This window comes from Chryseobacterium sp. c4a, from assembly GCF_009900745.1.
Lineage (GTDB): Bacteria > Bacteroidota > Bacteroidia > Flavobacteriales > Weeksellaceae > Chryseobacterium.
Genome location: NZ_WXVU01000056.1, coordinates 1 through 503 on the forward strand (window position 1 = coordinate 1; position 503 = coordinate 503).

Sequence of the window (503 nt, forward strand, 5' to 3'; positions counted from 1 at the left end):
GGGAATAACGATAATAGAATAATGATAAGGAATAGATGGTGGTTGGTGGTGTACTCTCCCTAAAGTATAAAGCAAAAAAAAATCCTCTATCTTTCGATAAAGGATTTTTAAAAATAAAATAAAAACTGGCGGCGGCCTACTCTCCCGCGTTAGCAGTACCATCGGCGCTGGTGGGCTTAACTTCTGTGTTCGGAATGGGAACAGGTGAGCCCCACCGCTAAAACCACCCTAAAGGTTGTATATAGCATCTGGCTTTTTGCTGCTAGCTTTTGGCTCTTTTGCCAATCGCTAAATGCTTTATGCCAATTGCGTTTTTAAGCGATAAAAACTTTCACAAAGACAAAACCTTTACTGCGCATAAAGTACTTGTCTATTTATATTATAATTTTAGATATAGCAACCATAGGCTATAAATCTACGGGTAATTAGTACTACTTGGCTATGACATTACTGTCTTTACACCTATAGCCTATCAACGTCGTCATCTACAACGACCCTTAAAA

At 38.6% G+C, this 503-nt stretch carries 2 rRNA genes; both read right to left on the reverse strand.

Annotation, left to right across the window (positions count from 1 at the left end):
- Positions 1 to 123: 123 nt before the first annotated feature.
- A 5S ribosomal RNA gene (rrf, locus tag GTR01_RS24460) occupies positions 124 to 231 on the reverse strand.
- A gap of 173 nt (positions 232 to 404) precedes the next feature.
- Positions 405 to 503, reverse strand: a 23S ribosomal RNA gene (locus GTR01_RS24465); the annotation flags it as partial.